This is a genomic window from Prauserella shujinwangii, assembly GCF_003001955.1.
GTDB classification, from domain to species: domain Bacteria; phylum Actinomycetota; class Actinomycetes; order Mycobacteriales; family Pseudonocardiaceae; genus Qaidamihabitans; species Qaidamihabitans shujinwangii.
On record NZ_PVNH01000002.1, the window covers coordinates 531116 to 556361 of the forward strand.

The window sequence follows — 25246 nt, forward strand, 5'->3', positions numbered from 1 at the left end:
GATGGGCACGACACGCGAGATCACACTGTCCGATCTGGACGACATCAGCCGGGGCGCGGCGATACTGGGCACGGGTGGCGGAGGCGACCCCTACATCGGACGGCTGCTCGCCACCGCCGCGCTGCGCGAGCACGGCCCGGTCCCGCTGGTGGACCTCGGCGAGCTGGAGCCCGGCGCCGCGGTGCTACCGGTCGCGATGATGGGCGCGCCGACGGTCATGGTGGAGAAGCTGCCCTCGGTCGACCAGATCGGCCTCGCCGCCACCACCCTGGCCACCTACCTCGGCCGCGAGCTCACCCACGTCGCCTGCGCGGAGGCCGGGGGCGTCAACTCGCTGATCCCGGTGGCCGCGGCGGCGCAGCTGGGCCTCCCGCTCGTGGACGCCGACGGCATGGGCCGCGCGTTCCCCGAGATCCAGATGGTGCTGCCCACGCTGTACGGCATCCGGGCCACGCCGATGGCGATCGCCGACGAGAAAGGCAACCGCGGCGTCCTCGACACGGTGGACAACCACTGGGCGGAACGGCTGGCCCGCAGCGCCACGATCGACATGGGCTGCTCGGCGATGATCAGCACCTACGCCATGACGGGTGCGCAGGCCCGCGACTCGCTCGTCCCCGGCACGCTGTCCCTGTGCGCCGAACTGGGGGCGCTCGTCCGGTCCGCCCGAGCCGGGTTCCGCGACCCGGTGGACGCGGTGGTCGCCCGGCTCGGCGGCAGGCGGCTGTTCACCGGCAAGGTCACCGACGTGGTGCGCCGCACCGTCACCGGCTTCGCACGCGGCGAGGCGACGCTGGCCGGGATGGACGGCGACACCGGTGCCGAGCTGGTGCTGCGGTTCCAGAACGAGCACCTGGTCGCCGAGCGCGACGGCACGACCGTCGCGGCCGTGCCGGACCTCGTCTGCACGCTCGACCGCGAGTCCGGCGAGGCGGTCACCACCGAGAGCCTGCGGTACGGCCAGCGGCTCACCGTGATCGCCGCACCGGCCGACCCGCGCTGGCACTCGCCGGAAGGGCTGGCGCTCGCCGGCCCCGCGTACTTCGGGTACGAGGTCGCCCGATGAGCTGGCTGCTAACCGAGGCGCACCTCACCGACCTCGCACGGGGAGCCGCCGTGCTGGGCACCGGCGGTGGCGGCGACCCCTACGTCGGCAGGCTCCTCGTCCGGGAGGCGATCCGCGAGTACGGCCCGGTGACGGTGCTCGACCCGGACGAGCTGGCCGACGACGCGCTGGTGATCCCGACCGCGCAGATGGGCGCGCCGACGGTGGTGTTCGAGAAGCTGCCGCGCGGTACCGAGGCGGTGGCGGCCCTGCACGCGCTGGAGACGCACCTCGGCCGCAGGGCCACGGCCACCATGCCGATCGAGTGCGGCGGCATCAACTCGATGATCCCGCTCGTCGTGGCCGCGCGGACGGGCCTGCCCGTGGTGGACGCCGACGGCATGGGCCGCGCGTTTCCCGAGCTGCAGATGGAGACGTTCGGCGTGTACGGCGTGCCGGGCTCGCCGATGGCGGTGGCCGGGGAGCGTGGCGAGACCACGGTGATCGACACGGGGCCGGACAACCGGCACATGGAGTGGCTGGCCAGGGGCGTGACCATCCGGCTGGGCGGGGTGGCGCACATCGCCGAGTACGCGATGCGCGGCAGCGACGTGCGGCGCACCGCGATCCCGCGCACCCTGACGCTGGCGCTCACCGTCGGCCGGGCCATCCGGGAGGCCCGCGAGCGGGCCGCGGACCCGATCGCCCACCTCGCCTCGGCGCTGGGCGGCACCCTCTACCCCCACCTCAGGGTGCTGTTCCGGGGCAAGCTGACCGACGTGGAACGGCGCACCGAGGCCGGGTTCGCCCGGGGCCGGGCGGCGGCGACGTCGTTCACCGGGGAGCACAAGCTGGAGCTGGAGTTCCAGAACGAGAACCTGGTGGCGCTCGTCGATGGCGAGCCGCGCTGCGTGGTGCCCGACCTGGTGTGCGTCCTCGACGCCGAGCGCGCGGAGCCCATCACCACCGAGACCCTGCGCTACGGCCAGCGGGTCACCGTGGTCGGGATCTCGACCCCCGGCCTGATGCGCACCCCGGAGGCGCTGGCCGTGTTCGGGCCCGGCGCGTTCGGCCTGCCGTACGAGTTCCGCCCGGTCGAGTACCTCGCGGACTTCCCGCCGGACGGCTGAGCTGGGCAGACTGTCCGCATGCGCATCGACCTCGCCGACGTGCCCGCCCTCGAACGGGGGGTCTCGCTGCTCGGCTCGGGCGGCGGCGGGGACACCGTGACCGCGGCCGCACTGCTGCGCCGATGGCTGGCGGACGCGGCGGGCGGCGCGGTCCGGCTCACCGCCGCGAGAGACCTGCCGCCGGGCACGCGGGTGGTGCCGCTCGGTCTGGTGGGGGCGACGGCCGTGTTCACCGAGAAGCTGCCCGGCGGGGGCGAGTTCCGGGCGGCCGTCGCCGCGATCGAGCGCTGGACGGGCGAACGGGCGGACGCGCTGATGTCCATCGAGGTGGGCGGGCTGAACGGGGTGCTCCCGCTCGCCGCGGCCGCCGACCTCCGCTTGTCCTATGTGGATGCCGACCTGTCGGGGCGGGGGCTGCCCCGGCTCGACCAGCTCTCGGTGGCGGCCGCGGGGCGGGGACTGGCCCCGGTGGCGCTCGCCGAGCCGGGCGGGCAGGTGCTGGTGCTCGCCGACGGCACTCCCGCCGAGATCGAGCGCACGGTGCGGTCGTTCCTCACCGGCTCCGGCGGCTGGGCGGTGCTGGCGCTCGCCCCGATCCTGGCCGGGGACCTGCCCGGCTGCTCGGTGCTGGGCACGACGAGCGGGGCGCTGGACCTGGGCCGCCGGGTGCTCGCGGCGGGGGAGAGTCCCGGCGCGGACCGGCTGGCCGCCGCCACCGGCGGCCGGGTGCTGACGCTGGGCCGGGTGCTGGAGGTGGCGCACCGGATGGGGCCGGGCGAGCACGGCAGGCCCGGGTTCGGCCGGGGCAGCGTCACGGTGACCGACCACGCCACCCGCTCGCTGCTGCGCCTGGAGATGGAGAACGAGTACCTGCTCGCCCTGCGGGACGGCGAGGTCGTGGCGTCCACTCCGGACGTGCTCGCGGTGCTGGACCGCAGGACGTGCGTGCCGATCTCCACCGAGGTGCTGCGCCACGGGACCGAGGTGGCGGTGCTCCAGCTGCCCGCCGCCGGGTTCTGGACCGACCCGCGGCACGCGCCCGCCCTGCGGCCCCGCGCCTACGGCATCGACTCCGACCCGGTGCTGCTGCGATGAGCGTCCCGGTGCGCAGGCTGCTCGCGCTGCCCGAATGGGCCGGGACCGTGCGCGTGATGGCGGGTGCCGAGGGGCTGGACCGGACGGTGGCGCTGCCCCGGCCGGTGAGCGACCTCTCCCCCGAGCACACCGTCGGCGCGGGCGAACTGGTCGTGGCCACCGGCCCGATGCCGCAGGGCGACTGGCGGATCGACGCGCTGCTGCGTCGGGTGGCCGACGCGGCGGGCGCGGGCGTTCTCCTGCCCGCCACCGCCTTGCTGGAGGGCACCCGCCGCCTCGCCGACCGGCTCGCCGTGCCGCTGCTCACCGCGACGAGCGAACCGCTCGACCTGCTCGTGGCCGCGCGGCTGCTGCTGGCGGAGCCGGAGCTGGACCGGGCGGAGCTCGTGCTGGCCACGCACCGGGCGCTCGGCGAGCGCCCGCGCCCGCCGGAGGAGGTGGTGACCGCGCTGGCGACGGTGCTGCGGGCCCCGGTGGCACTGCTCGACGACGGCGGCACACCGGTGGCGGGTGAGCTCCGCGACCCCGGCCTGGTGCGGGTCGCCGAACCGGTGCCGCAACGCGTCGCACTCGACGACGGCGTGCTGCTCGCCCATCCCGTCCCGCTGCCCTCGGCCCCGCGCCCCGCCCTGTGGCTGGCCACCGAGCTGCGCGGCGCCGCCGCGGAACGGGCCGAGTCGGTGCCGCAGGCGCTCGCCGTCGCGGCAGGCGCGGCGCAACGCTGGCTGCTGACCCACCGGCTGGAGCTGGAGCGCGACGCGCGGGCCCGGTCGGCGCTGCTCGGGGACCTGCTGCGGATCGACGGCGAGCCCGGTGACGACCTGCGCCGCCGGGCGGCCGACGCGGGCTGGCGGCTCGGCGGCTGGCACGTGGGCATCCGCATCGGCACCACGTCCGCCGTGGACAACGTGGCCAGGGGCGCCGAGGTGACGCGGGCGCTGCGCGCGGTGGACATCGACGCGATCGTGGTCGAGCACGGGGACGGCTGGACCGCCTGGATCACGGTGGACGAGGAGCCCACCGCGACGCGGGTCCGGGCACTGGGCAAGCGTTTGCGCGCCGCGCACCACGAGCTGCGCGCGACGATGGGCGCGCACATGGGCGTCGGCAGGCCGCATGCCGGGCCGGACGGGCTCGCGGCGACCGTGGCGGAGGCGAGCGACGCGGCCCGGCTGGCCGCGACCCGGCCGGAGTCCGGCACGTTCCTGCACGTCGACCAGCTCGGCATGGCGCAGCTGCTGCTGGAGTGGACGCGCACGGACACGTTCGAGCCCGCCGCGCGGGCACTGCTCGCGCCGCTGCGCGGGCAGCCCGGCGACCTGGTCCGCACGCTGGCGACCTACCTCGACGCCGAGTCGTCGATCACCGAGACGGCCGCGGTGCTCGGCGTGCACCGGAACACGGTGGCCGCGCGCATCGAACGGGTCGAGCGGGAGCTCGGGGTCGACCTCCGGCACCGCGACGAGCGGCTCGCCCTGCACCTCGCCTGCCGCACCGTGACCCTCGCCGACTCGTGAGCGGACAACGCCGCGGCGCGGAGCGCGCCTCCCGGCCGGGGTGGCGGGCGGGCGTCAGGAACGCTGCCCGCTGACAAGGGCGTCCACGGTGGCGGCGGCGAGCATCTCGTCGGCGACCAGTCCCGCCAGCCCCACGATGACCCCGTTCTCCCCGAGTCCGGAGGCGGCGATGTCCAGCTTGCGCAGCGCACTCTCCTGCGCGTGCGTCTCCACGGTCCGGCGCAGGCTGTCGAGGAACGGCGGGAGCACCCCGACGGCGCCGCCGAGGCGTACGTACTTCGGGTTGACGATGGTCACCAGGGTCGCCAGCACGACACCGACCAGGCGGCCCGCCGACCGCACCGCCCGCACCGCCTCGGGCCTGCCCTGGCCGACCCTGCGGACCACGTCGTCGACGGAGCGCACCCCGGTCTCCCTCAGCTGCCGGACCAGTGCCTGGCCGCTCGCGCTCGCCGCGACGCAGCCCCGTCGCCCGCACGTGCAGCGCTGCTCGCTGCCCTCGATGCGCATATGCCCGATCTCGCCCGCGGCTCCGGTCTCGCCTCGGTGCACCCGCCCCCCGATCACCACGCCCGACCCGATGCCCGTGCCCACCTTCACCCCGACGAGCGTCGCGGCCGGTCTGCCCATCGCGTAGTAGTCACCGAGCGCGAGGGCGTTGGCGTCGTTCTCCAGCAGGACCGGCACCCCGAACTCCTCGGTGAACGGGTCCCGCAACGGGCTGCCGTTCCAGCCGGGCATCGTCGGTGGCGCGACGGTGACCCCGCGCACGTGATCGATCTGCCCGGGCACGGAGAACGCGATCGCGCACAGTGATCCGGCACGTCCCACCTCGGCCAGCAGGTCGCGGCCTGTCCCGATCAGCAGCGGCACGACCTCGGCGGGCTCGTGCCGCGCGGGCAGCCGCAGGTCCCGCCGGGCGAACACGGTGCCACGCAGATCCACGACCGCGAGCGTCGCGTGGCTCTGGCCGAGGTCGGCGACGAGCGCGGTGCGGCCGCTGTCGTTGACCGCCAGCACCTCGGCGCGCCGCCCGCCGCTCGATTCCCGGTACCCGGCCTGGCTCAGCAGTCCCGCCCTGCGCAGGGCGTCGAGCCGCTCCACGAGCGTCACGCGGGAGAGCCCGACGCGCTCCTGCAACTCGTGCCGGGTCAGCGGGCCCTCGGCGCGGAGGACCGCGAGCACGTGTCCGGCAGACGACGGACCTGGGTCGGGCATGTTGACAGGATGCCGCACCTCCACTTACGTTAAGCGCCTTGACAGAAGTGAATTCACCACAATGGGGGTCCGGATGCCGCGAATCACCGTCTCCCGCAGGGCGGTGCTGCGCACGGCCGGGCTCGGCGCCGCCGCGCTGGCCGCGGGTTGCACGGGTTTCGCCACGACGGGTGGCGGCGGCATGGTGTTCCTCTCCACGCAGTTCCGCCCGGTCGACGAGGCGCAGCGCTTCCGCGACCTGCTCGCCCGCACGATCTCCGGGGTCAGCTACGTGACGATCGAGGAGGGCCCGTTCGCAGGCCAGGTACGCAGTCAGGTCGACGCGGGCGCCACGCGGATCGGGCTGCTCGGTGGGCTGCACGGCGATCTCGCGCCGCTCGCGGACGGCTACCTCGAGGACGTCACCGACGTGCTGGCTCGGCTCGGCGACCACCGCTGGCCCGCCGACTACCTGGAACTGGCGAGGGCGGGCTCCGACCGCACGTGGTACGTCCCGTGGGCCACGGCGAGCTACATCCTCGCGGCGCACCAGGACGCGCTGGAAAACCTGCCGTCCGGAGTGGACCCGGCCGCACTGAGCTACGACGATCTTCTCGACTGGGCCGTCGCCGCGCGGCGCGCCGAGGGCCGCCCGGTGCTCGGCCTCCCCGCGGGGCCCAAGGGATTGCTGCACCGCTTCACGCAGGGCTACCTGCTGCCCTCCTTCACCGGAGGACAGATCACCACGTTCCGCTCCGCCGAGGCCGTCACCGCGTGGGAGTACCTGCGGGAGCTGTGGGCGAACTGCGTCCCGTCGAGCACGACGTACGACTTCATGCAGGAACCCATGGAGAGCGGGGAGGTCCGGCTGGCCTGGGACCACGTCGTCCGGCTCGTCTCGGCACCGCGGCAGCGACCGGACAGCTGGCGGATGCTGCCCAGCCCACGGGGCCCGCGTGGGCTCGGGTACATGGCCGTGCTCGCCGGTATGGCGATTCCGAAGGGCAGCACCGACCCGGAGCTCGCCCGGCGCACCATCGAGGCGCTCAGCCTGCCGCGCACCCAGGTGGAGCTGCTGCGTTCCAACAGCTTCTTCCCCGCCGTCGCCGCCGACCTGCCGGACGACCTCTCCCCGGCGATCGCGATGGAGGCCCAAGCCGTGCGCCGCCAGCAGGACGCCGAGGACGCGATCCTCTCGCTGCCGCCGGTCGGGCTCGGCGAACGCGAAGGGGAGGTGAGCAAGGTCTTCCAGGACACCTTCCGGTCGATCGTGCTCGACGGCGCGCCGATCCGGTCCACACTGGACGGCCAGGCCCGTGTGCTGCAGGGCATCCTCGACGAGTTGCGGGTCCCCTGCTGGGCACCCGACCCACCCGCCGGACGTTGTGAGGTGTCGTGACGATGCGGTCGCGCTCCCCCTGGCTGCTCCTGCTGCCGTCCCTGGTCCTCATGGCCGCGCTGTTCGGCTGGCCGCTCGTACAGGCGGTGCTCGCCGCGTTCCGCGACGAGGGCGGGTTCACGCTCGCGCACTGGCAGCGGCTGCTCACCGACCCGTACTTCCTCCCCGCGCTGCGCAACACGGTCCTGCTCATCGTCATCGTCCTACCGGTGCAACTGGCGCTGGCGATCGGGATGGCACTACTCGTCCAGGCCAGGCCCCGGTTCATCGGCGGGCACTTCTACCTGTGGTGCGTTCCGCTGGCGATCTCGGAGCTCGCCGCGGGCCTGGTCTGGTTGTCCGTGTTCGACAACCGCGGTTACCTCAACTCGCTGCTCGTGTCGCTGGGGCTGTCCGAGAACGGTGTGCAGTGGCTGAGCTACGAGAACACGACCACGATGCTGCTCACGGTCGTGATCGCGGAGATCTGGCGGGCCACCTCGCTCGTGTTCGTCATCGTCGTCGCCGGGATGCAGGTCATCCCGCGCGACTACGACGAGGCCGCGCAGGTGTTCGGCGCGAGCCTCGGCCAGCGGCTGCGGCATGTCACGCTCCCGCTGCTGATGCCCAGCCTGCAGGTCGCCCTGATCCTGCGCACGATCCTCGCACTGCAGGCCTTCGCCGTGGCACAGGCGCTGACCGGCCGCGACTTCCCGCTGCTGGTCGGCGAGACCTACGAGTGGTACGTCAACCTGCGCAACCCCGCGGTCTCCAGCGCCGTCGCCCTCGTCGTGCTCGCCCTCTCGCTCGGCACGGCGCTGCTGTACCTGCGCACCGTTCGCCAGCCGGAGGGAGCCCGATGACCATCGACGTGCGCGACCCGGTCCGCCCGGCCCCGATGCTGCCACCGGTCGACGTCGCTCCGCTGCGCCGCGCCCGGCTGAGGGCCACCGGAGTCCAGGCCGCCTGCGTGGCCGTGAGCCTGTTCATGGCGCTGCCGATCGTCCTCATCGGACTCGCCGCGGTGTCCTCCCGCGCCGCGCTCGCCGAGTTCCCGAAGCCGCTCGTGCCCAGCGAGTTCGCCCTGGACAGCCTGCTGTCGTTCCTCCGGGCGACCGGCACGCTACCCGCGCTCGGCAACTCGGTACTGGCCGGTCTCTATGCCGTGTTCTGGTCGCTGGTGGTCGGCGCGCCTGCCGGATACGCACTGGCCCGGCACGCCTTTCGCGGCAAGGATGCCTACCAGATGTTCATCCTCCTGGTGCGCGCCCTGCCGATCGTGGTGCTGTCGGTACCGCTCGCGACGATGTTCCTGCGGCTGGACGTCTACGACACCGTCCTCGCGGTGACGCTCGTGCACACCGCGCTCGCCCTGCCGACGACCGTCCTGATCACCGCCAGCATCTTCGTGTCCGTGCCCGCGGACCTGGAGGAGGCGGCCCAGGTGTTCGGCTGCACCCGCTGGCAGGCAGCGCGCCGCGTGGTCGTGCCACTCGCGCTACCCGGCCTCGCCGCCTCGTCGATCTTCACGTTCGTCCTGTCCTGGAACGAACTGCTCGGCGCCACGGTCGTCACCCTCGGCCACCGCACGTTGCCCGCACAGGTCCTCACGTCGCTGGCCGAAGCCTCGGTGGCCTACCGCTTCGCGGGCGGGTTCGCACTGATCCTGCCCGCGCTGCTGTTCATCTTCGTGATGCGCAGGTACCTGCTGAACCTGTGGGGGACGACGCTGCGATGAACCGCTGGAACCGACCGGTGCGGACGAAGGAGGCCGACCGTGGCTGAGCTGATCCTGCGCGACCTCGCCAAGACCTACCCCGGCGCGTCCACCAGGGCGACCGACGACGTGTCACTCGACGTCGCCGACGGCGAGTTCATGGTCCTGCTCGGCCCTTCCGGCTGCGGCAAGACGACACTGCTCCGGATGGTCGCCGGGCTGGAGCTGCCGGACGCCGGGCAGATCGTGATCGGCGGGAAGGACGTCACCTACCTCGAACCGCGCCGCCGCAACCTGTCCATGGTCTTCCAGTCCTACGCGGTCTTCCCGAACAAGAAGGTCGCCGACAACATCGGCTTCGGGCTGCGCATGCGCGGCGTACCCGCCGACGGGGTGCGGCGCAAGGTCGAGTGGGCGGCCGACCTGCTGCAACTGCGCCCGTACCTCGACCGCTACCCGAGCAGGCTCTCCGGTGGTCAACGGCAGCGGGTCGCGGTCGCCAGGGCGATCGTGATGGACGCCGACATCCTGCTGATGGACGAGCCGCTGTCCAACCTGGATGCCCTGCTGCGGCTGAACTTCCGCGCGGAACTGAAGAAGCTGGTCGCGGAGCTGGGCACCACGACGCTGTACGTGACGCACGACCAGGTCGAGGCATTGTCCCTCGGCGACCGCGTCGCCGTGCTCCGCGACGGCGTGCTGGTCCAGTGCGGCCCGCCGGGCGCGGTGTACGACGAACCGGCCGACGAGTTCGTCGGCGGCTTTCTCGGCAGCCCGCCGATGAACTTCCTCACCGGCACCGTGTGCACCGACGAGGGACGGCCCCGCGTGGACTTCGGTGGCCAGTCGGTGCCGGTGCCCGCCGCGCTGTCCAGCTACCACGGCAAGCGGCTGCGGCTCGGTATCCGCCCGGAAGCCATCCAGCTCGGTGACGGCGGAGGCCTCCGGGGTGAGCTTCAGGTGCTGGAGCCACTCGGCGCCTCGGCACTGCTCACCACGGACGTCTGCGGGCAGACGATCAAGGTGCAGGCGCCGGCGACGTTCCGCGCCGAGCCGGGCAGGCGGCTCGCCCTGCGCCTTCCGGTGGATCAGTGCCGGTGGTACGACCCGGAGACGAGCCTGCTGCTGGAAGTCCGGTGACCGCCGCCCGAACCCCGCCCCGGATCTCGTCCACCGGACTCGCCGCACGCGCCGCCGTCGTGCTGCGCGACAACGACACCGGAACGCTGGTCACCGCGTCGCCCCGGCTGTACCCGCACATGTGGAGCTGGGACGCGGCGTTCATCGCGGTCGGCCTGGCCCACCTCGACGTCGGCAGGGCCGTCGCCGAGCTCGACACGCTGCTGGACGCCCAGTGGCGGGACGGGATGATCCCGCACATCGTCTTCACCGGGGCCACCGACTACTTCCCCGGCCCGGACCGGTGGGGCACCGACGCCGCACCGCAACGGCCGCGGCACGTGCGGACGTCGGGCATCTGCCAGCCCGCCGTGCATGCGATCGCGGTGCACCGGATCGTCAACGTGGCCCGCCGTACCTCCGCCGCCGACGCCGAGCTGGCCAGACGGTTCGCGGAGCGGGCGTGGCCGGGGCTGTACCGGTGGCACCGCTGGCTCGTCCGGCACCGCTTGCCCGACCCGAGCGGGCTGGTCACCATCGTGCACGGCTGGGAGTCCGGAATGGACAACTCGCCGCGGTGGGACCTGCCCTACGCGGCGGTGCGGCCGGGTCCCGACCTGCCACCGTACGTCCGCCTCGACCTCGCCGGCGTCGGCCATCCCGGCGAGCGGCCGAGCGACGACGAGTACGACCGCTACCTGTGGCTGGTCGAGCAGATGCGCCGCGCCGGATACCGGCCGGACGAGGTGGTGCGCACGTCGGACTTCCTGGTCGGCGACGTGTTCGGCACCGCACTGTTCGCGCTGGCCTGCGACGTGCTGGCCAAGCTCGGCGACGACCTCGGGCAGAACCGGGCGGAGATCGCCGCGCTGCGGGCCTGGTCGGCCCGCGCCCGCGCGGCCGTGGCGGCCAGCTGCCGGCCCGGCACGGGGCTGGCGCGCGACCGCGACGTGCGGGCAGACCGGTGGCTCGACGCGGAGACCCTGGCCGGATTCGCGCCCCTGCTCTGCGGCGGGGCCGGGACCCGGGTGGAGGCACGCCTGCTGGACCTGCTCGACGGGCCGCGCTGGGCGGGCCATCCGGCCCTGCTCGCCGCCGTGCCGCCCTCCGTGTCGCCGCACTCGCCGGACTTCGACGCGCGCCGCTACTGGCGGGGACCGCAGTGGCCGGTGCTGGCGTGGCTCCTCGGCTGGGCGTTCGAACGGCGGGGCTGGTCCCAGCGGGCGGCCGGGTTGCGTGAGCAGGGGCTGCGGCTGGTCTCCGATGGTTCGTTCGGCGAGTACTACGAGCCGTTCACCGGCGAGCCGCTCGGCAGCACCCGCCAGTCCTGGACCGCCGCCGTCGTACTCGACTGGCTCTGCGGCCCCTGACTTCTGACCGAAACGAGCCGGGCGCGCCCGGTGACCTTGATAGGTTCGGCCGCATGCGAAAAGCCGTGCTGGTGGGGCTCACCGTGCTCACCGCGGGTGCCCTGGTCACCGCCTGCTCCGGTGCGGAGGAGGCCGCGACCCGGTCGCTCGAGTCGTTCGTCACCGCGTGGGAGCGAGGCTCCGTGCCCGGCCACGAGAAGGAGTACCAGGAGGTGACCTCGGGGCTCGGCGACCGCACCCCGGAGCTGGAGCCCGGGGAGGTGGAGGTCGACGGAGACCGCGCGACCGCGCCGGTGCGGGTCGGCTGGACCCTCGCGCCCGACGTGCGCTGGGAGTACGAGACGACGGTGGCGCTCGCCAAGGACGGGGACGCCTGGCGCGTGGACTGGTCACCGGCCACGGTCGAGCCCAGCCTGCGCGACGGCGAGCGGCTGACGCTGGACCGGGGCGGCGACAGCCGGGGCCCGATCCTCGACGGTGCGGGCGAGCCGATCACCCGGGAGCGCTCCGTCGTGACGGTCGGCGTCCAGCCGAGCCGGGTGGAGTCGGCGGAGAAGCTGGCCACCGCGCTCGGCCGCGCGCTCACGCCCGAGGGCGTTGACACCGGCGACCTGCCCGACCGCATCCGCGAGGCGGATCCCGACGCGTTCGTCCCGGTCGTGACGTTGCGCAAGGAACGGTATCTCCAGCTCAAGCCGGTGATCTACGACCTGCCCGGCACGGTGTTCCGCGAGGAGTCCCGCGTGCTGGCGCCCACCCGCGACTTCGCCCGCGCGCTGCTGGGCTCCGTCGGCCCGGTCACCAAGGAGGACATGGCGGCACAGCCGGGCCGGTTCGCGATCGGTGACCAGGTCGGGCACGGTGGCCTGCAGGAACAGTACGACGACCGGCTGCGCGGCACCCCCGGGGTCAAGGTGACCGTCGAGCGTCCGAGCGGCGCCAGCCGGGTGCTGTTCCAGAAGGAAGCCGAGAGCGGCGCGGCCGTGCGGACCACGCTGGACCGCGAGGTGCAGAACGCCGCCGACGCGGCGGTCGCCGCGGGTGAGAAGAACGCCGCCGTCGTGGCCGTCCGCGTCTCCGACGGCGCCGTGCTCGCCGTGGCCAACTCACCGGGCGCGCACAACCTCGCCCTCACCGCGAAGGTGCCGCCGGGCTCCACGTTCAAGGCCGTGACCGCGCTGGGCCTGCTGGAGTCCGGCGCCGTGACCCTCGACTCCCCGGTCCAGTGCCCGCCCACGATGACGGTCGGCGGCCGCAGCTTCAAGAACGCCTGGGACGGCGGTATCCCCGACGCCACGTTCCGCGAGGCGTTCGCCGAGTCCTGCAACACCGCGTTCGCGCTGCTCGCACCGAAGCTCGGCGCCGAAGGGCTGGCCGAGGCGGCCGGGCGGCTGGGCATCGGGAAACAGTGGGACCTCGGCGCCACCGCCTACACCGGGTCGGTCGCGACCGGGGCGGACCCGGTCGAGCAGGCCGCGGCCGCGTTCGGCCAGGGCCGCACCACGGTCAGCCCCATCGCGATCGCCGCCGCGACCGCGGGCATCGCGCGGGGGCAGTGGCAGCAGCCGTCCCTCGTCACCGAGCCCGCGCCCACCTCCCCCGCCGCCGAGGGGCCGAAACTCGACCAGGCCGCGGTGGGCGCGCTGCGCACGGCCATGCGCGAGGTCGTCACCCACGGCTCGGGACGCGAGCTCGCGTCGGTCGCGGGCGGGCCGGTGCACGGTAAGACCGGCACCGCCGAGTACGGCACCGAGCAGCCGCCACGCAGCCACAGCTGGTTCACCGGATGGCAGGGCGACATCGCGTTCGCCACGTTCGTCGAGGACGGCGGCAACGACGTGGCCCAGGCCCTCGCCGTCACGAAGCGGTTCCTGGACACCCTCCAGTGACGGGCAGTGAATGGCACAGTGCCTGCGCTGGACGCGGGCGATGTGCCATTCACTGCCCGGCGCGGGCGTAGGCGGCGGGCGTGGTGCCGAGCAGCCGGGTGAAGTGCCGGGTCAGGTGCGCCTGGTCGTAGAAGCCCGCGAGCACCGCGGCCCGTGCGGGCGGGCAGCCCGCCAGCAGGTGTCGCCGGGCGAGGTCGAGCCGCCGCCCCGTCAGGTAGCGGTGCGGCGGCAACCCGAACTCCCTGCCGAACGCCCGCACGAGATGCGTGGGGTGCGCGTGCAGCAGCCGGGCGGCCTCCGCCAGGGTCACCCCCGCACGCACCCGCGCGTCGAGCAGGTCCCGCAGGTCGCGGGCGAGCCGCGGATCCCGCACCGGCCGCGGCGGGTGGACCGCGGAACCCAGGTGCTGCCGCAACCGCTCCCGGATCAGCGTGAGCCTGCTCTGCGCCTCGAACTCCTCGGTCCGTGCGGCCAGTGCCTCGTGCAGCTGGTGCACCCGCAGCCGCAGCACGCCGTCCCGCAACGCCGGGGTGTCGACGGCGGCGCCGACCAGGTCCTCGGCCAGCAGCTCGCCGTCGAGGTAGAGCACCCGCTTGCGGAACCCCTCGGGGCGCACCGACCTGCCGTCGTGGGCCACGCCGGGCGGCAGCAGCGTCACCTGCGAGCGCAGCGCGTCGTGCTCGTGCCGGTGCAGGCCGTAGCGCACGGCGCCGTCGTCGATGATCAGCAACGTCCACGAGTCGTGGGTGTGCGACGGGTAGGCGTGCTCGGTGAACCGGGCGTGGAGCACCTCGCGGATCCCGGGCACGGGCGGTCGCCACGCGCGGATCTCCGGTGGCCTGCCCATGCCAAGAACGTACAAGCCCGAGGGCACTCGGCGGCGGCACGATCGCCCCGTGCGCTTTCCCACCAAGATCGCCGTGCTGTTGCGGGACGACCTGCCGGCCTGGCAGCGGCTCAACGCCACCGCCTTCCTGGTCAGCGGGATCGCGGCGACCCGCACGGAGCTGGTCGGCGAGCCGTACGCCGATGCCGACGGCACCCCGTACCTGCCCATGTTCGGCCAGCCCGTGCTGGTGTTCGCCGGACCGGCCGAGGTGCTGACGGCCGCCCACCGGCGGGCCGTCATTCGGGAGGTGGACCTGTCGGTGTTCACCACGGAGCTGTTCGGCACCGGCAACGACGAGGACAACCGCGCGGCCGTGCGTGCCGTGCCCGGCGACCGGCTCGACCTGGCCGGGATCGCCGTCCACGGTGCCCGCAACGCGGTCGACAAGATCCTCAAGGGCGCGGTCATGCATCCTTGACGGGTGCGTCTCGCTCGATCCCTGACCCGCGCGGTCGCCGCCGCCACCCTCGTCGCCCTCGCGGGCTGCGGGGCGGCGCAGGCCCCCGTCACCCCCGTCAAGACCGGCCCTCCGCTCCCCAGCACCGCATCCGTGCCGCACGAGGAGTTCGCGGAGCTGGAGCGCGAGTTCTCCGCGCGGCTCGGGGTGTACGCCGTCGACACCGGCAGCGGGCGGGAGGTCACCCACCGCGCCGGCGAGCGGTTCGCGTTCGCCTCCACGATCAAGGCGCTCCTGGCGGGCGCCGTGCTGCGGCAGCGTTCCCTCGGCGGGCTCGGCGAGGTGCTCACCTACACCGCGGACGACCTGGTCAGCCACTCGCCGGTGACCGAGCGGCACGCCGGTGCGGGCATGCCGGTGCGGGCCCTGCTCGACGCCGCGGTGCGCTACAGCGACAACACCGCGGCGAACGTCCTCCTCGACGACCTGGGCGGACCGGAGGCACTGACCGCGGCCCTGCGCGAGATCGGTGACGACACCACGCGCTCGGACCGCTACGAGACGGAGCTCAACACCGCCGTACCCGGCGACGTCCGTGACACCAGCACCCCGAGGGCCATGGCGACCAGCCTGCGTGTCTTCGTGCTCGGCGACGCGCTGCCTCCGGGCGAACGTGCGTTCCTCACGGAACTGCTGCGCACCAACACCACCGGTGACACGCTGATCCGCGCGGGCGTGCCCGCGGGCTGGCCGGTCGGGGACAAGACGGGCGCGGGCGGCTACGGCACGCGCAACGACATCGCGGTCGTCTGGCCGCCAGGTCGCGACCCGATCGTGCTCGCCGTGCTGTCCGATCGCGACAGTCCCGATGCGAGCCACGACGACGCGCTGGTGGCCAGGGCCGCGGAAGTCGTGGTCGGCACCCTGCGCTGAGAGCGGGTCACAGGCCGAGCAGGCGGCGCAGCTCACGAGCGTGCCTGCGGGACACCTCGACCCGGCTGCGCCGGTGGTCGTCCATCACCAGCACGAGTGCGCCGTTGAAGTCGGGGCGCAGTTCCCGGACGTGGTTCAGGTTCACCAGGTACGAACGGTGCGTGCGGAAGAAGTGGCCGCCGAGCCTGCGCTCCAGCTCGTTCAGCGACAGGCTGACCAGGACCCGCTCCCCGGCGAGCTGCAGGTACGAGTAGCCGCGCGCGGCGCTGGCGTACAGGATCGCCGACTCGTCGACGAGCACGGTGCGGTCACCCTGCTGCACCGGGATGCGCCCGAGCGGGTCGGGCGCGGGGCCGCGCGGGGCCGGTGGCGGCTCGGCCTCGTCGGCCGCGCCACCCGACAGCGCCCGGTCGAGTGCCCGGCCGAGCCGCTCGGCGTCGAACGGTTTCACCAGGTAGTCGACGGCGTCGACGTCGAACGCGTCCACCGCGTAGCCCGGGTAGGCGGTGGTGAAGATGACCTTGGGCGCGTGCGGCGCGTCGCGGACGGCCTCGGCCACCTCGAGCCCCGTGCCGCCCGGCATCTTGATGTCCAGCAGCACCAGGTCGTAATCGAGCGAGCGCAGCAGCACCAGCGCCTCCTCGGCGTTGGTCGCCTCGCCCACCACCTGGACGTGGTCGAACGTCCCCAGCAGGTACCGCAGCTCCTCCCGAGCGGGCGCCTCATCGTCGACGATGAGGCAACGAGCTCGCATGCCGATCACCCCAAGGGAATGCGCAGGTCGACGACGGTGCCGTTACCGTAGTCGGACTGGATGTCGAGACGATAACGCTCGCCGTACAGGGCCTGCAGCCGCTGCGAGATGTTGCGCAGGCCCACACCGCCGTCCGCGGCGCCGTCACCGGACGTCAGCTGCTCCAGCAGCTCCGCCGACATGCCGATCCCGTCGTCGGTGACGCGGATCGAGGTGGTCCTCGTCAGCGGGTCGACGCGGGCCTTCAGGGTCACCGTGCCGCCGTCGACCTTGTCGGAAAGGCCGTGCTTCACCGCGTTCTCGACGAGCGGCTGAATGGTCAGCACCGGCACGTGCGCGGTCAGCACCTGCGGATCGACGTCGTAACGCACGCGCAGCCGGTCGCCGTAGCGGGCCTGCTCCAGGGAGAGGTAGGTGCGGACGAAGAAGTACTCCTGTCCGAACTCGACAAGGTGCCCGTCCTGCCGGACGGCGTACCGGAAGAAGTCGGAAAGCCGCAGCAGCAGCCTGCGGGCCTCCTCCGGGTCGGTGCGCGCCTTCGACGCGATGGTGTTGAGCGTGTTGAACAGGAAGTGCGGGTTGATCTGGGCGCGCAGGGCGTCGAGCTTGGCGTCGACGGCCAGCTTCCGCTCGTGGTCCAGTTCGGCGAGCTCCAGGTGCAGCGACATGATCCCGGCCAGGCCCTCGACAACGTCCCTCGGCGGCGGGATCTCGTCCACCCGGTACACCTTGAGCGTCCCGACCACCCGCTTGCCGATGGCCAGCGGGGCGATCACGGCACTGTGCAGCGGGCAGTCCGGATCCGGGCAGCCGAGCTTGCTCCGGTCGCGCACCACGACCGTCTTCCCCTTGGCGAGCACCCTGGCCGAGGACTCCGTCTGCGGGCGGTCGCCCACGGTGTGATGGTCGGAGCCGGGACCGAGGAACGCGAGCACCTGTTCGCGGTCGGTGATGGCCACGGAGTCACCGCCGAGCACGGGGTGCAGCAGCCGCACGGCACGGTGCGCGGCCTCGGTCGTCAACCCCGACCGCAGCGGCATGGACCTGCCGACCGCGGCGATCGTGCGGCCCTGGCGCCCCGGCGAGCGCCGCACCGGCCCCGCCTGGCGAGGACCGCGCAGGGCCGACGGGTAGCCGACGGTGAGCACCAGCGTGATCCCGACGCCGATCAGCACGGTGGCCTCCACCTCCAGCGGCGGGTCCGGGAAGATCTGCGTGACCAGGTACACGAAACCCCAGGTGAGCACCACCGCGAACGCCAGTGGCAGGCTGCCGTTCCTCATCGCTTCTTCCCGTCGACTCCCGCGATCGTCAGCCGCGCCAGCCGCACGGCCCGCCGGTCGGCGGCGGTCCCGTGCAGTTTCAGCCACAACCGCTCGACGTCGGCGGGCGGCGTCGTGCGCAGCGAGACGAGCACCGTGACCACCGTAGCCAGGGGCGCGGCGACGATCGTGGGCGCGAGCAGGATCTCCCCGATGCCTCGGTCCCCGACCGAAGGGGCGAGGGCCACCAGGCCGATCGCCGTCAGGGCACCGGTCACCATGCCCGCCACCGCCCCCGGCGCGGTCGTCCGCCGCCACCAGATGGCGAGGACGAACACCGGGGCGAGCGCCGACCCCGCGAGGGCGAACGCCCAGGTCACCATCGTCGCCACGATCGAGGGGAACAGGGCGGTCAGCGTCTGCGGCCGCAGCAGGAGCGCCAGCGTGGCCGACAGCGCCGCGACCACGAGGACGGCGGAGCGGCCCGCCCACACCGCCTGCCGCTGGCTCGCGCCCGGGTTGATGTGCCGCTCGTACACGTCGTGTCCCCACGAGGCGGCCGAGGCCAGCAGGAGCCCGGCGATGGTGGACAGCACCGCGACCAGCGCGCCGATCGCCACCACGGCCAGCCCGGCCTCGCCGCCGTAGATCCGGCCGAGCACGAGCGGGGCGTGCTCGGGCACGCGCAGCACGCCGTCGACGGTGAGGTCCGCCAGCCACGGCCGGTCGGCCACCGCCTCCGAGACGAGCGACCGCGCCGCGGTGCCGAGCAGCACGGCCAGCGCGTAGAAGACCCCGGCGAAGCCGAGCACCCACACCGTGGTCATCCGGGCGGCGGTGCCCGTCGGGCTGGTGAAGTAGCGGTTCATGACATGCGGCAGACCCGCCGTGCCGAGCACCAGCGTGACGACGAGCGTGATCTGCCCGAGCGGGCCGTACCGGCCACCCGGGTGGCCGAAGAACGCGGGCTCGCCGCTGTCCAGCCGGTTCTCCTCCACCTCCAGCTGCCAGTTTCCGTTCACCTCGGCCGGGTTGGTGAGCGGGTTCTCCGTCAGCCGGGCGACCGCGTCCGGGTAGCTGAACCCGGAGCCGAGCACGACGATGGCCAACCAGATGAACACGGCGAGCAGCAGCAGGAACTGCACCGCCTGCGTCCACGTGGTACCGCGCATCCCGCCGACGACGACCAGTGCCGCGATGGCCACTGTGGACACCACGACCCCGGTGGCGTACGGCGAGAGGCCCGCAACGCCCTCGCCGACCAGCAGTTCCCAGGTGAGCCCGCTGCCGACGGCCTGCGGCACGAGGTAGGACAGGATGACGAGCTGGACGACGGTGACCGCGGCCAGCCGCACGCCCTCGGACCCCAGCCTGCGGCCGAGGAAGTCCGGGATGGAGAACTCGCCGAAGCGGCGCAGCGGCGCGGCCACGAAGAGCAGCACGGGCACGAAGCCCGCGGCGAAGCCGGTCGCGTACCAGACGCCGTCGAGCCCGGACACGTAGACGGCAGCGGCCACGCCGAGGAAGGACGCGGCCGAGAAGTAGTCGCCGCAGATCGCGCAGGCGTTGGTGACGACGCCGACCCGCCTGCCCGCGAGGTAGAACTCCAGCGTGGAGGCGCCGCGGGGGCGCAGCACCAGCCCGGCGACCAGCACCGCCACGAGCAGACCGGCCAGCACCGCGAGGCTCGCCGCGATCACGGTTCCGCACCGTCCCGATCGGGCGGCTCCTGCTCCGGGGAGCCGAGCATGCGGTCCTCGACCGCGTTCGACAGCGTGGCGGCACCGGCCGCGATGAGGAAGAAGAAGACGTAGAGCCCGACCGCCGCCATCACGAAGCTGGGCGTCATGCCCCCGATCAGGCGGCCTTCCGACCACCAGTCGACCGTCAGCGTGAGGATCGGGACCGCGACGACCACGCCGAGGAACACCACGAAGTGACCCACCGCCACCCGGCGCACCGTCCGGAACGCCGCGTCGACGTCGGCGGGCATGTCGTACTCGTCCCCGACGTCGGGGACCCGCCGATCCCCTTCGTCGGGGTCGGTCCAGGGCGTATCCGCACCGGACGAAGCCACATCGCGCACCCTACTGCGCAGGTGGGGCCACGAGAACCGGGTGTTCCGGCAGCGGCGGCAGCCGCCTGCGGTGAGGCAGGCGGCTCGCCCGCGCCGCCACCCGGAAGGGTGTCACCATGCGCTACTCGGCGGCGCGGATCCGCAGTGCCGTTCGCACCAGGACGAACGCGCCGCCACCCGCGACGACGAGGCCGATGCCGGGCAGCAGGCTGCCCCAGCTGTCGGTGCTCGCGCTCAGTTGCGCGATCCGGAGCAGCTGCCACGCCACCAACACCGCAACGGCGATGCCCGGCAACAAGGCATGCGCGAAAGCGACGCGCCGGTACGGCAGCAGCGCGCCCGCCACGGCGATGGTGCCCGCGCACAGTGTCCACAGCCCGGCACCGGCTACCCCGGAGAGATGCCCCACCGGGGTCGACACCCACGGCAGGAGCGAACCGACGAGGATCAGCAGCCCGCCGAAGATCATGCCGACACTGCCAACGTGCATGATGCGGCGACGACCCGTCGCTCCACCCGTGCTGGTCACCGAGGACATGCCGAGGAGTCTAGGCGGGTCGTGACCCACGTCACCAAGTCGCGCGTCCGTGAGAGGTCACCGGACCGGGTCGAACGGCCGGATCACGTGCCCGAACGGTCGCGTGCGCCGCCGGGCGCACGTCGAGGCGGGACCCGGGACCGTTCACGGCCCGGTTCACGACGCTGGGGGACGAGTTGTTGCCCGGTCCGATTCGCCCCGTCGATCCTTTCCGCACCCGTAACGCGGTTTAGGACCGAAGGGAGCCAACGGTGGCTCACACAGGAGAAGAAAGCCAGTCGCCGTCACAGGGCGACTGGCGTCGAGAATACTGGCGGCGCAATCTCCGGCTGATGCTCACGCTGCTGAGCGTCTGGTTCATCGTGCCGTTCTGCGGCGGCATCCTGTTCGTCGAGCAGCTGAACCAGGTCAGCTTCGGCGGGTATCCGCTGGGGTTCTGGATCGCCCAGCAGGGATCGATCTACACGTTCCTGCTGCTCATCCTCATCTACGCGGTGCGCATGGACCGCCTCGACGACAAGTTCGGCGTCAGCGAGCGTGACGGGGAGGGCCGGCGGCAATGAGCAACATCCAGATCTGGACGCTGGTCTTCATCATCCTGTCGTTCGGCGTCTACATCACCATCGCGTGGCGGAGCCGGGTCGCGGAGACCAAGGGCTTCTACGTCGCGGGGCAGGGCATCCCCACGGTCGCCAACGGTGCGGCCATCGCGGCCGACTGGATGTCGGCGGCGTCGTTCATCTCGATGGCCGGCCTCATCGCCTTCCTCGGCTCGGACGGTTCCATCTACCTGATGGGCTGGACCGGCGGTTACGTGCTGCTGGCCATGCTGATCGCGCCGTACCTGCGCAAGTGGGGCAAGTTCACCGTCCCTGAGTTCGTCGGGGACCGGTACTCGGAGCTCGTGCGCACGGTCGCCGCCGGTGCGGCGATCATCATCTCGTTCACCTACGTGGTGGGGCAGATGAACGGCGGCGGCATCGTGTTCAGCCGCTTCCTGAACATCAACATCAACGGCGGCGTGCTCATCGCGGCGGCGATCATCTTCACCTACGCCGTCCTCGGTGGCATGAAGGGCATCACCTGGACCCAGGTGGCCCAGTACACGGTGCTGATCATCGCGTACCTGATCCCGGCGTTCGCGGTGGCGCAGGCGATCACGGGCATCCCGATCCCGCAGGTGTCCTTCGGGCAGATCCTGAACGAGCTCAACGCGTTGAGCGCCGAGTTCGGGCTCGACCGGTACACCGAGGCGTTCACCGCCCGGCCGATGATCGACATCTTCCTGGTGACGCTGACCCTGATGGTCGGTACGGCCGGCCTGCCGCACGTGATCATCCGGTTCTACACCACGAAGACCGTGCGTGGCTCGCGGTATTCGGCGTTCTGGGCGCTGCTGTTCATCGCCCTGCTGTACACGACCGCTCCGGCGGTGGGCGCCTTCACCAAGTTCAACCTCCTGGAGGGCGTGCAGGGCAGGTCGGTGGACCAGCTTCCACAGTGGATCGAGAACTGGCGGGCGACCGGGCTTGTCTCGGTCGACCCCAACGCCACCACGATCGAGTCGGTGAGCAACAGCGCCGACGCCGGTGCCGACCTCACCGTCAACAACGACATCCTGGTGCTCGCGTCCCCGGAGATCGCGGGGCTGCCCGCACCGATCGTCGGGCTCGTCGCGGCGGGCGGCATGGCGGCGGCGATGTCGACGGCGGCCGGCCTGCTGCTGGTCATCTCGTCGTCGGTGTCGCACGACTTCTACTTCCGCCGGTTCCGCAAGCACGCCGACGACCGCGAGCGGCTGCTCGTCGGCCGGGTCGCGATGGCCGGTGCGGTGATCGTGGCCGTGATCGCGGGCATCAACCCGCCCGCGTTCGTGGCACAGGTGGTGGCGTTCGCGTTCGGACTCGCCGCGTCCAGCTTCTTCCCCGCGATCGTGATGGGGATCTTCTGGAAACGGTGTAACGACAAGGGCGCCGCGGCGGGCATGATCGCCGGTCTCGCGGTGACGATCACGTACATGATCTACACCCTGGAGGTGTTCGGGACCTCGGAGAACGAGCCGATCCTGGACATCAGCCCGGAGGCGATCGGCGTCATCGGCGCGGCGGTCAACTTCATCGTCGCGATCATCGTGTCAAAGCTGACGACACCACCGCCGAAGCACCTGGAAGAGATGGTGGAGAACCTCCGCTACCCGGCGGACCGGCGCACCGAGCCGGTCTCCGGAGGGACGGACTCCACCGAGAGCTGACAACGTGTCCGCGCTCCCCGCACACGTGCCCGCGTCGTACGGCGCGGGCACGTGTGCCTGGGAGGCGGACACGATCGATCAGGCCTTGTGGGCCACCCCTCCGAGCACCTGGCCGTCACCGGCACCGAGTGCGTCCGGTGCGCCTTCGGGCCGCCAGTGCTGCACGGGCACGAGCCCGGGGTCGGCCAGCCGGAAGTCCCCGAACAGCCGCTCGATCTGGGTGCGCGTCCGGACGTGCACCTGGTTGGTCGTCTGCCGGTTGTAGTTCTCGGTGACCTCCCGCAGTCCTGCCTCGACGTCGTCGCCCGTGGCACCGTGGCTGAGGACGAGCAGGCTGCCCGGCGGCAGCCGGTCGCGGTAGTAGGAGAGCGTGGGCTCCGGCCGCGCGAGGAAGTGCAGCGTCGTGACGAACAGCAGCGCGATGGGTTCGCCGGGATCGATCGGTGTGGTCTCCAGTATCCGGCTCCACAGCTCGGCGCCGTCGTGGAAGTCCGCGCAGAGCGCGAAGTGCCGCTCGGGATCCGCGGTGTCGGCGAGCAGGATCGCGGAGTGCGCGCGGCAGATCGGGTCGTTGTCGACGTAGACCACCCGCGACCGGCCCGGTGCGTGCCGATCGGCGACCTCGTGGACGTTGCCCTGCGTGGGCAGCCCGCTGCCGATGTCGACGAACTGGTGGACGCCCTGCCGAACCGCGTAGGTGACCGCGCGACGCAGGAACGCGCGGTTGGCCCTGGCGAGCTCCCTGATCTCCGGCGCGAGGCGTAGCTGCCGCTCGGCGAACTCCCGGTCGATGGCGTAGTTGTGGTCGCCGCCAAGCAGGTAGTCGTAGACCCGCGCGGCACTGGGCCGGTCGAGCGCGCCGTCCAGGGCATCGGGAGGACCTTCGCCGGTCATGAACCCGAATCTACCGAATCGCGACCGGGATACACTCGCGCTCGTGACGGATACCTGGGCCCCGTCGGCGGCAGGGGTGTTGCGGCTCCCCTCGGGCAGGCTGGTCCGGGGACGCGGCCTCCGGCGTCCCCTGCCGGAGGGGCCGGAGCCCGAGTTCGGGCTGTACCTCCTCGGTCACGAACCACCCGCGATGCCGTGGGAGTCGCGGTGGCTGCGCTGGCCGGACTTCCGGCTCCCCGCCGATCGCGAGGCCGCGCGGGCAGCGCTGCGGGAAGCCTGGGAACGGGCGCGCACCGAGCGTGTGGAGGTCGCCTGCGGGGGCGGCCGCGGCCGCACCGGCACCGCGCTGGCGTGTCTCGCCGTCCTGGACGGCATGCCCCGCCGCGACGCGGTCGGCTATGTCCGGGAGCACTACACGCGGGGAGCCGTGGAGACCCCGTGGCAGCGCCGGTTCGTCACCCGCTTCGCCTGATGCCGTGTCCGCCACCTGTGCACGCGTGATCGCGCCGCACGACGCGGGCACGCGTGCACAGTTCGCGGACACGGTGTCAGGCTCGGGTGGCGACCCCGTGCCGCAGTGACTCGTCGGCCGCGCGCAGTGCCAGCTGAACCGCACCGAGCACCACGGCCTCCTCGCCAACCGTCGACGTGGCCAGCCGGGGCGGCCGGATGCACACGCGGTCGACGTGCTCCCGCAGCCGGGGCAGCAGCAGGTCGCCCGCACTGGCGAGGCCACCGCCGATGACGATCATCTCCGGATCCACGGTCAACGTCATCGCGACCGCGTGCCGGGCGAGCACCGCACAGAAGTCGTCCACTATAGACAGCGCTTCGCTTTCGCCCGCCCTGGCTCCCTCGAGCAGATCCTGGGTGACCTGGTGATCACGATCCGAAATGGACTCCGTGGTGGCCGGGCCGAGGAGCAGCTCCCGGACGCGTTCCCACCTCGGTGGGTCCAGCAGGCCGATCTCGCCCGCGGCGCCGCCGAAACCGCGGTGCACGTTCCCGCCGAGGATGAGCCCCGCGCCGATTCGCCGCCCGATCAGCAGGTAGATCAGCTCGTCGACGTCGCGCGCCACGCCGTGCGACCGCTCGGCGAGCGCGGCCAGGTTCGCGTCGTTGTCGACCAGCACCGGGCAGGCGAACGAGCGGGACAGCCGCCGCGCGAGCGGCAGGTCCACCCAGCCCGGGATCACCGTGGACACCGTGACGGTGCCGTCCGGGGCGATGATGCCGGGGCAGCCGATCGCCACCGCCATCAGCCGCGCGCGTTCGACGCCACCACCGGCGAGGCAGCGGCCGGCGACGGTGCGGAGCACCGCGACCCTGCTGTCGGCGTCCAGCTGCGGGTCCACCTGCGTCTCCGAGGTGTGCACGGTGCGGCCGTTGAGATCGGCGAGCACGCCGAGCACGCGGTGCGCGCCGACGTCGAACCCGAGCACGTAGCCGCTGTCGGCGCGGAAGGCGTACCGCCGGGCCGGCCGGCCCACCCGCCCCTCCGCGCCCGCCCGCTGCTCGGTCGCCCACCCCTGCTCCACGAGGTCGTCCATGGCGGCCTCGACCGTCGGCCGGGACAGCCCCGTGCGACTCGCCAGGTTGCTGAGGGTGGCGGGACTCGACTCCCGCAGCGCGGACAGCACCGCCACCGAGTTGATCAACCGCAGCAGCGACTGCCCGCCGCCCTCCGGACGTGAACTGGACAACGACTCTCCCTTGACCGGCGACCCGCCGAATGATAGACCATGCCTCATTAATTAAAGGAAGTTTCATTAATAACAAACCGTCACCGGGAGG

24 protein-coding genes are annotated in these 25246 nt (G+C 72.7%); 15 read left to right on the forward strand and 9 right to left on the reverse strand.

Annotated features, from left to right (window positions below; all coding sequences use genetic code 11):
• Nucleotide 1 precedes the first annotated feature (1 nt).
• From B0I33_RS05910 to B0I33_RS05925, 4 genes are read left to right on the forward strand one after another with little or no spacing between them, the layout of a single operon-like run.
• Nucleotides 2–1066 (forward strand): S-methyl thiohydantoin desulfurase family protein, encoded by a 1065-nt coding sequence (locus B0I33_RS05910; RefSeq protein WP_106177499.1) that lies wholly within the window; start codon nt 2–4, stop codon nt 1064–1066.
• Nucleotides 1063–2175, forward strand: a complete 1113-nt coding sequence (locus tag B0I33_RS05915) for an S-methyl thiohydantoin desulfurase family protein (RefSeq protein WP_106177500.1) — start codon at nt 1063–1065, stop codon at nt 2173–2175. The genes B0I33_RS05910 and B0I33_RS05915 overlap by 4 nt, the downstream gene beginning before the upstream one ends.
• Before the next feature lie 18 nt (nt 2176–2193).
• On the forward strand, nt 2194–3270 hold the full coding sequence (locus tag B0I33_RS05920) for an S-methyl thiohydantoin desulfurase family protein (protein WP_106177501.1): 1077 nt from the start codon (nt 2194–2196) through the stop codon (nt 3268–3270).
• The gene (locus B0I33_RS05925) at nt 3267–4787 is read left to right on the forward strand and encodes a helix-turn-helix domain-containing protein (protein WP_106177502.1); all 1521 of its coding nucleotides are present in this window, start codon (nt 3267–3269) and stop codon (nt 4785–4787) included. Before B0I33_RS05920 ends, B0I33_RS05925 begins: the two co-directional genes overlap by 4 nt.
• 54 nt (nt 4788–4841) lie before the next feature.
• On the opposite strand, the gene B0I33_RS05930 is transcribed toward B0I33_RS05925, so the two are convergent.
• Entirely contained in the window at nt 4842–6005 is a 1164-nt protein-coding gene (locus tag B0I33_RS05930) for an ROK family transcriptional regulator (RefSeq protein ID WP_106177503.1), read from the reverse strand.
• A 73-nt stretch (nt 6006–6078) separates the two neighbouring features.
• Here B0I33_RS05930 and B0I33_RS05935 point away from each other — a divergent pair, with 73 nt between their 5' ends.
• Genes B0I33_RS05935 through B0I33_RS05960 form a run of 6 tightly spaced genes read left to right on the forward strand, consistent with a single transcriptional unit; the run spans nt 6079 to nt 13457 of the window.
• Nucleotides 6079–7383 carry an extracellular solute-binding protein gene (locus B0I33_RS05935; RefSeq protein ID WP_106177688.1) on the forward strand — a complete coding sequence of 435 codons (1305 nt, stop codon included), beginning with the start codon at nt 6079–6081 and terminating at the stop codon, nt 7381–7383.
• Between the two features lie 2 nt (nt 7384–7385).
• Nucleotides 7386–8225, forward strand: a complete 840-nt coding sequence (locus B0I33_RS05940) for a carbohydrate ABC transporter permease (protein WP_106177504.1) — start codon at nt 7386–7388, stop codon at nt 8223–8225.
• Nucleotides 8222–9100, forward strand: a complete 879-nt coding sequence (locus B0I33_RS05945; RefSeq protein ID WP_106177505.1) for a carbohydrate ABC transporter permease — start codon at nt 8222–8224, stop codon at nt 9098–9100. The genes B0I33_RS05940 and B0I33_RS05945 overlap by 4 nt, the downstream gene beginning before the upstream one ends.
• Nucleotides 9101–9139: 39 nt before the next feature.
• Nucleotides 9140–10219, forward strand: coding sequence for an ABC transporter ATP-binding protein (locus tag B0I33_RS05950; RefSeq protein WP_106177506.1), 1080 nt, complete (start codon nt 9140–9142; stop codon nt 10217–10219).
• Nucleotides 10216–11568 (forward strand): glucosylglycerate hydrolase, encoded by a 1353-nt coding sequence (gene ggh / locus B0I33_RS05955; RefSeq protein ID WP_106177507.1) that lies wholly within the window; start codon nt 10216–10218, stop codon nt 11566–11568. The genes B0I33_RS05950 and ggh overlap by 4 nt, the downstream gene beginning before the upstream one ends.
• Before the next feature lie 53 nt (nt 11569–11621).
• The gene (locus B0I33_RS05960; protein ID WP_106177508.1) at nt 11622–13457 is read left to right on the forward strand and encodes a penicillin-binding transpeptidase domain-containing protein; all 1836 of its coding nucleotides are present in this window, start codon (nt 11622–11624) and stop codon (nt 13455–13457) included.
• 49 nt (nt 13458–13506) lie between these two features.
• On the opposite strand, the gene B0I33_RS05965 is transcribed toward B0I33_RS05960, so the two are convergent.
• On the reverse strand, nt 13507–14304 hold the full coding sequence (locus tag B0I33_RS05965; protein ID WP_106177509.1) for a helix-turn-helix transcriptional regulator: 798 nt from the start codon (nt 14302–14304) through the stop codon (nt 13507–13509).
• Between B0I33_RS05965 and B0I33_RS05970 the strand changes: the two genes are divergently transcribed.
• The gene (locus B0I33_RS05970) at nt 14303–14764 is read left to right on the forward strand and encodes a DUF2000 domain-containing protein (RefSeq protein ID WP_106177510.1); all 462 of its coding nucleotides are present in this window, start codon (nt 14303–14305) and stop codon (nt 14762–14764) included. The two genes, B0I33_RS05965 and B0I33_RS05970, sit on opposite strands and share 2 nt — an antisense overlap.
• A 3-nt stretch (nt 14765–14767) precedes the next feature.
• Entirely contained in the window at nt 14768–15676 is a 909-nt protein-coding gene (gene bla / locus B0I33_RS05975) for a class A beta-lactamase (RefSeq protein WP_106177511.1), read from the forward strand.
• Between the two features lie 7 nt (nt 15677–15683).
• Here the strand turns inward: bla and B0I33_RS05980 are convergent, their stop codons facing one another.
• The 5 genes from B0I33_RS05980 to B0I33_RS06000 form a co-directional block, all read right to left on the reverse strand.
• The gene (locus B0I33_RS05980; protein WP_106177689.1) at nt 15684–16430 is read right to left on the reverse strand and encodes a LytR/AlgR family response regulator transcription factor; all 747 of its coding nucleotides are present in this window, start codon (nt 16428–16430) and stop codon (nt 15684–15686) included.
• Nucleotides 16431–16435: 5 nt separating this feature from the next.
• Complete coding sequence (locus tag B0I33_RS05985) at nt 16436–17713, reverse strand: histidine kinase (protein ID WP_106177512.1); 1278 nt, start codon at nt 17711–17713, stop codon at nt 16436–16438.
• Nucleotides 17710–19392 carry a solute symporter family protein gene (locus B0I33_RS05990; RefSeq protein ID WP_106177513.1) on the reverse strand — a complete coding sequence of 561 codons (1683 nt, stop codon included), beginning with the start codon at nt 19390–19392 and terminating at the stop codon, nt 17710–17712. The genes B0I33_RS05985 and B0I33_RS05990 overlap by 4 nt, the downstream gene beginning before the upstream one ends.
• On the reverse strand, nt 19389–19769 hold the full coding sequence (locus B0I33_RS05995; RefSeq protein WP_245900458.1) for a hypothetical protein: 381 nt from the start codon (nt 19767–19769) through the stop codon (nt 19389–19391). Before B0I33_RS05995 ends, B0I33_RS05990 begins: the two co-directional genes overlap by 4 nt.
• A gap of 121 nt (nt 19770–19890) precedes the next feature.
• Nucleotides 19891–20307, reverse strand: a complete 417-nt coding sequence (locus tag B0I33_RS06000; protein WP_245900459.1) for a hypothetical protein — start codon at nt 20305–20307, stop codon at nt 19891–19893.
• 251 nt (nt 20308–20558) lie between these two features.
• Between B0I33_RS06000 and B0I33_RS06005 the strand changes: the two genes are divergently transcribed.
• Together B0I33_RS06005 and B0I33_RS06010 are read left to right on the forward strand one after the other, a co-directional pair.
• Nucleotides 20559–20870: a DUF4212 domain-containing protein gene (locus B0I33_RS06005; RefSeq protein ID WP_106177516.1), complete on the forward strand. Its 312-nt coding sequence runs from the start codon at nt 20559–20561 to the stop codon at nt 20868–20870.
• Nucleotides 20867–22558, forward strand: a complete 1692-nt coding sequence (locus B0I33_RS06010; protein WP_106177517.1) for a sodium:solute symporter family protein — start codon at nt 20867–20869, stop codon at nt 22556–22558. Before B0I33_RS06005 ends, B0I33_RS06010 begins: the two co-directional genes overlap by 4 nt.
• A gap of 78 nt (nt 22559–22636) precedes the next feature.
• Here B0I33_RS06010 and B0I33_RS06015 read toward each other — a convergent pair whose 3' ends face one another.
• A complete protein-coding gene (locus B0I33_RS06015) occupies nt 22637–23452 on the reverse strand; it encodes an SAM-dependent methyltransferase (protein WP_106177518.1) in 816 nt (271 codons plus the stop codon).
• 43 nt (nt 23453–23495) lie between these two features.
• Here B0I33_RS06015 and B0I33_RS06020 point away from each other — a divergent pair, with 43 nt between their 5' ends.
• The gene (locus tag B0I33_RS06020) at nt 23496–23924 is read left to right on the forward strand and encodes a phosphatase domain-containing protein (RefSeq protein ID WP_106177519.1); all 429 of its coding nucleotides are present in this window, start codon (nt 23496–23498) and stop codon (nt 23922–23924) included.
• Between the two features lie 76 nt (nt 23925–24000).
• On the opposite strand, the gene B0I33_RS06025 is transcribed toward B0I33_RS06020, so the two are convergent.
• The gene (locus B0I33_RS06025) at nt 24001–25155 is read right to left on the reverse strand and encodes an ROK family transcriptional regulator (RefSeq protein WP_245900461.1); all 1155 of its coding nucleotides are present in this window, start codon (nt 25153–25155) and stop codon (nt 24001–24003) included.
• Between the last annotated feature and the right edge of the window lie 91 nt (nt 25156–25246).

Excerpts from the sequence above, each read along its gene's own strand:
- B0I33_RS05910 (WP_106177499.1), top strand. The coding sequence starts at position 2 with ATGGGCACGACACGCGAGATCACACTGTCCGATCTGGACGACATCAGC.
- B0I33_RS05915 (WP_106177500.1), top strand. The coding sequence starts at position 1,063 with ATGAGCTGGCTGCTAACCGAGGCGCACCTCACCGACCTCGCACGGGGA.
- B0I33_RS05920 (WP_106177501.1), top strand. The coding sequence starts at position 2,194 with ATGCGCATCGACCTCGCCGACGTGCCCGCCCTCGAACGGGGGGTCTCG.
- B0I33_RS05925 (WP_106177502.1), top strand. The coding sequence starts at position 3,267 with ATGAGCGTCCCGGTGCGCAGGCTGCTCGCGCTGCCCGAATGGGCCGGG.
- B0I33_RS05930 (WP_106177503.1), bottom strand. The coding sequence starts at position 6,005 with ATGCCCGACCCAGGTCCGTCGTCTGCCGGACACGTGCTCGCGGTCCTC.
- B0I33_RS05935 (WP_106177688.1), top strand. The coding sequence starts at position 6,079 with ATGCCGCGAATCACCGTCTCCCGCAGGGCGGTGCTGCGCACGGCCGGG.
- B0I33_RS05940 (WP_106177504.1), top strand. The coding sequence starts at position 7,386 with ATGCGGTCGCGCTCCCCCTGGCTGCTCCTGCTGCCGTCCCTGGTCCTC.
- B0I33_RS05945 (WP_106177505.1), top strand. The coding sequence starts at position 8,222 with ATGACCATCGACGTGCGCGACCCGGTCCGCCCGGCCCCGATGCTGCCA.
- B0I33_RS05960 (WP_106177508.1), top strand. The coding sequence starts at position 11,622 with ATGCGAAAAGCCGTGCTGGTGGGGCTCACCGTGCTCACCGCGGGTGCC.
- B0I33_RS05970 (WP_106177510.1), top strand. The coding sequence starts at position 14,303 with ATGCCAAGAACGTACAAGCCCGAGGGCACTCGGCGGCGGCACGATCGC.
- B0I33_RS05965 (WP_106177509.1), bottom strand. The coding sequence starts at position 14,304 with ATGGGCAGGCCACCGGAGATCCGCGCGTGGCGACCGCCCGTGCCCGGG.
- B0I33_RS05980 (WP_106177689.1), bottom strand. The coding sequence starts at position 16,430 with ATGCGAGCTCGTTGCCTCATCGTCGACGATGAGGCGCCCGCTCGGGAG.
- B0I33_RS05985 (WP_106177512.1), bottom strand. The coding sequence starts at position 17,713 with ATGAGGAACGGCAGCCTGCCACTGGCGTTCGCGGTGGTGCTCACCTGG.
- B0I33_RS06000 (WP_245900459.1), bottom strand. The coding sequence starts at position 20,307 with ATGTCCTCGGTGACCAGCACGGGTGGAGCGACGGGTCGTCGCCGCATC.
- B0I33_RS06010 (WP_106177517.1), top strand. The coding sequence starts at position 20,867 with ATGAGCAACATCCAGATCTGGACGCTGGTCTTCATCATCCTGTCGTTC.
- B0I33_RS06015 (WP_106177518.1), bottom strand. The coding sequence starts at position 23,452 with ATGACCGGCGAAGGTCCTCCCGATGCCCTGGACGGCGCGCTCGACCGG.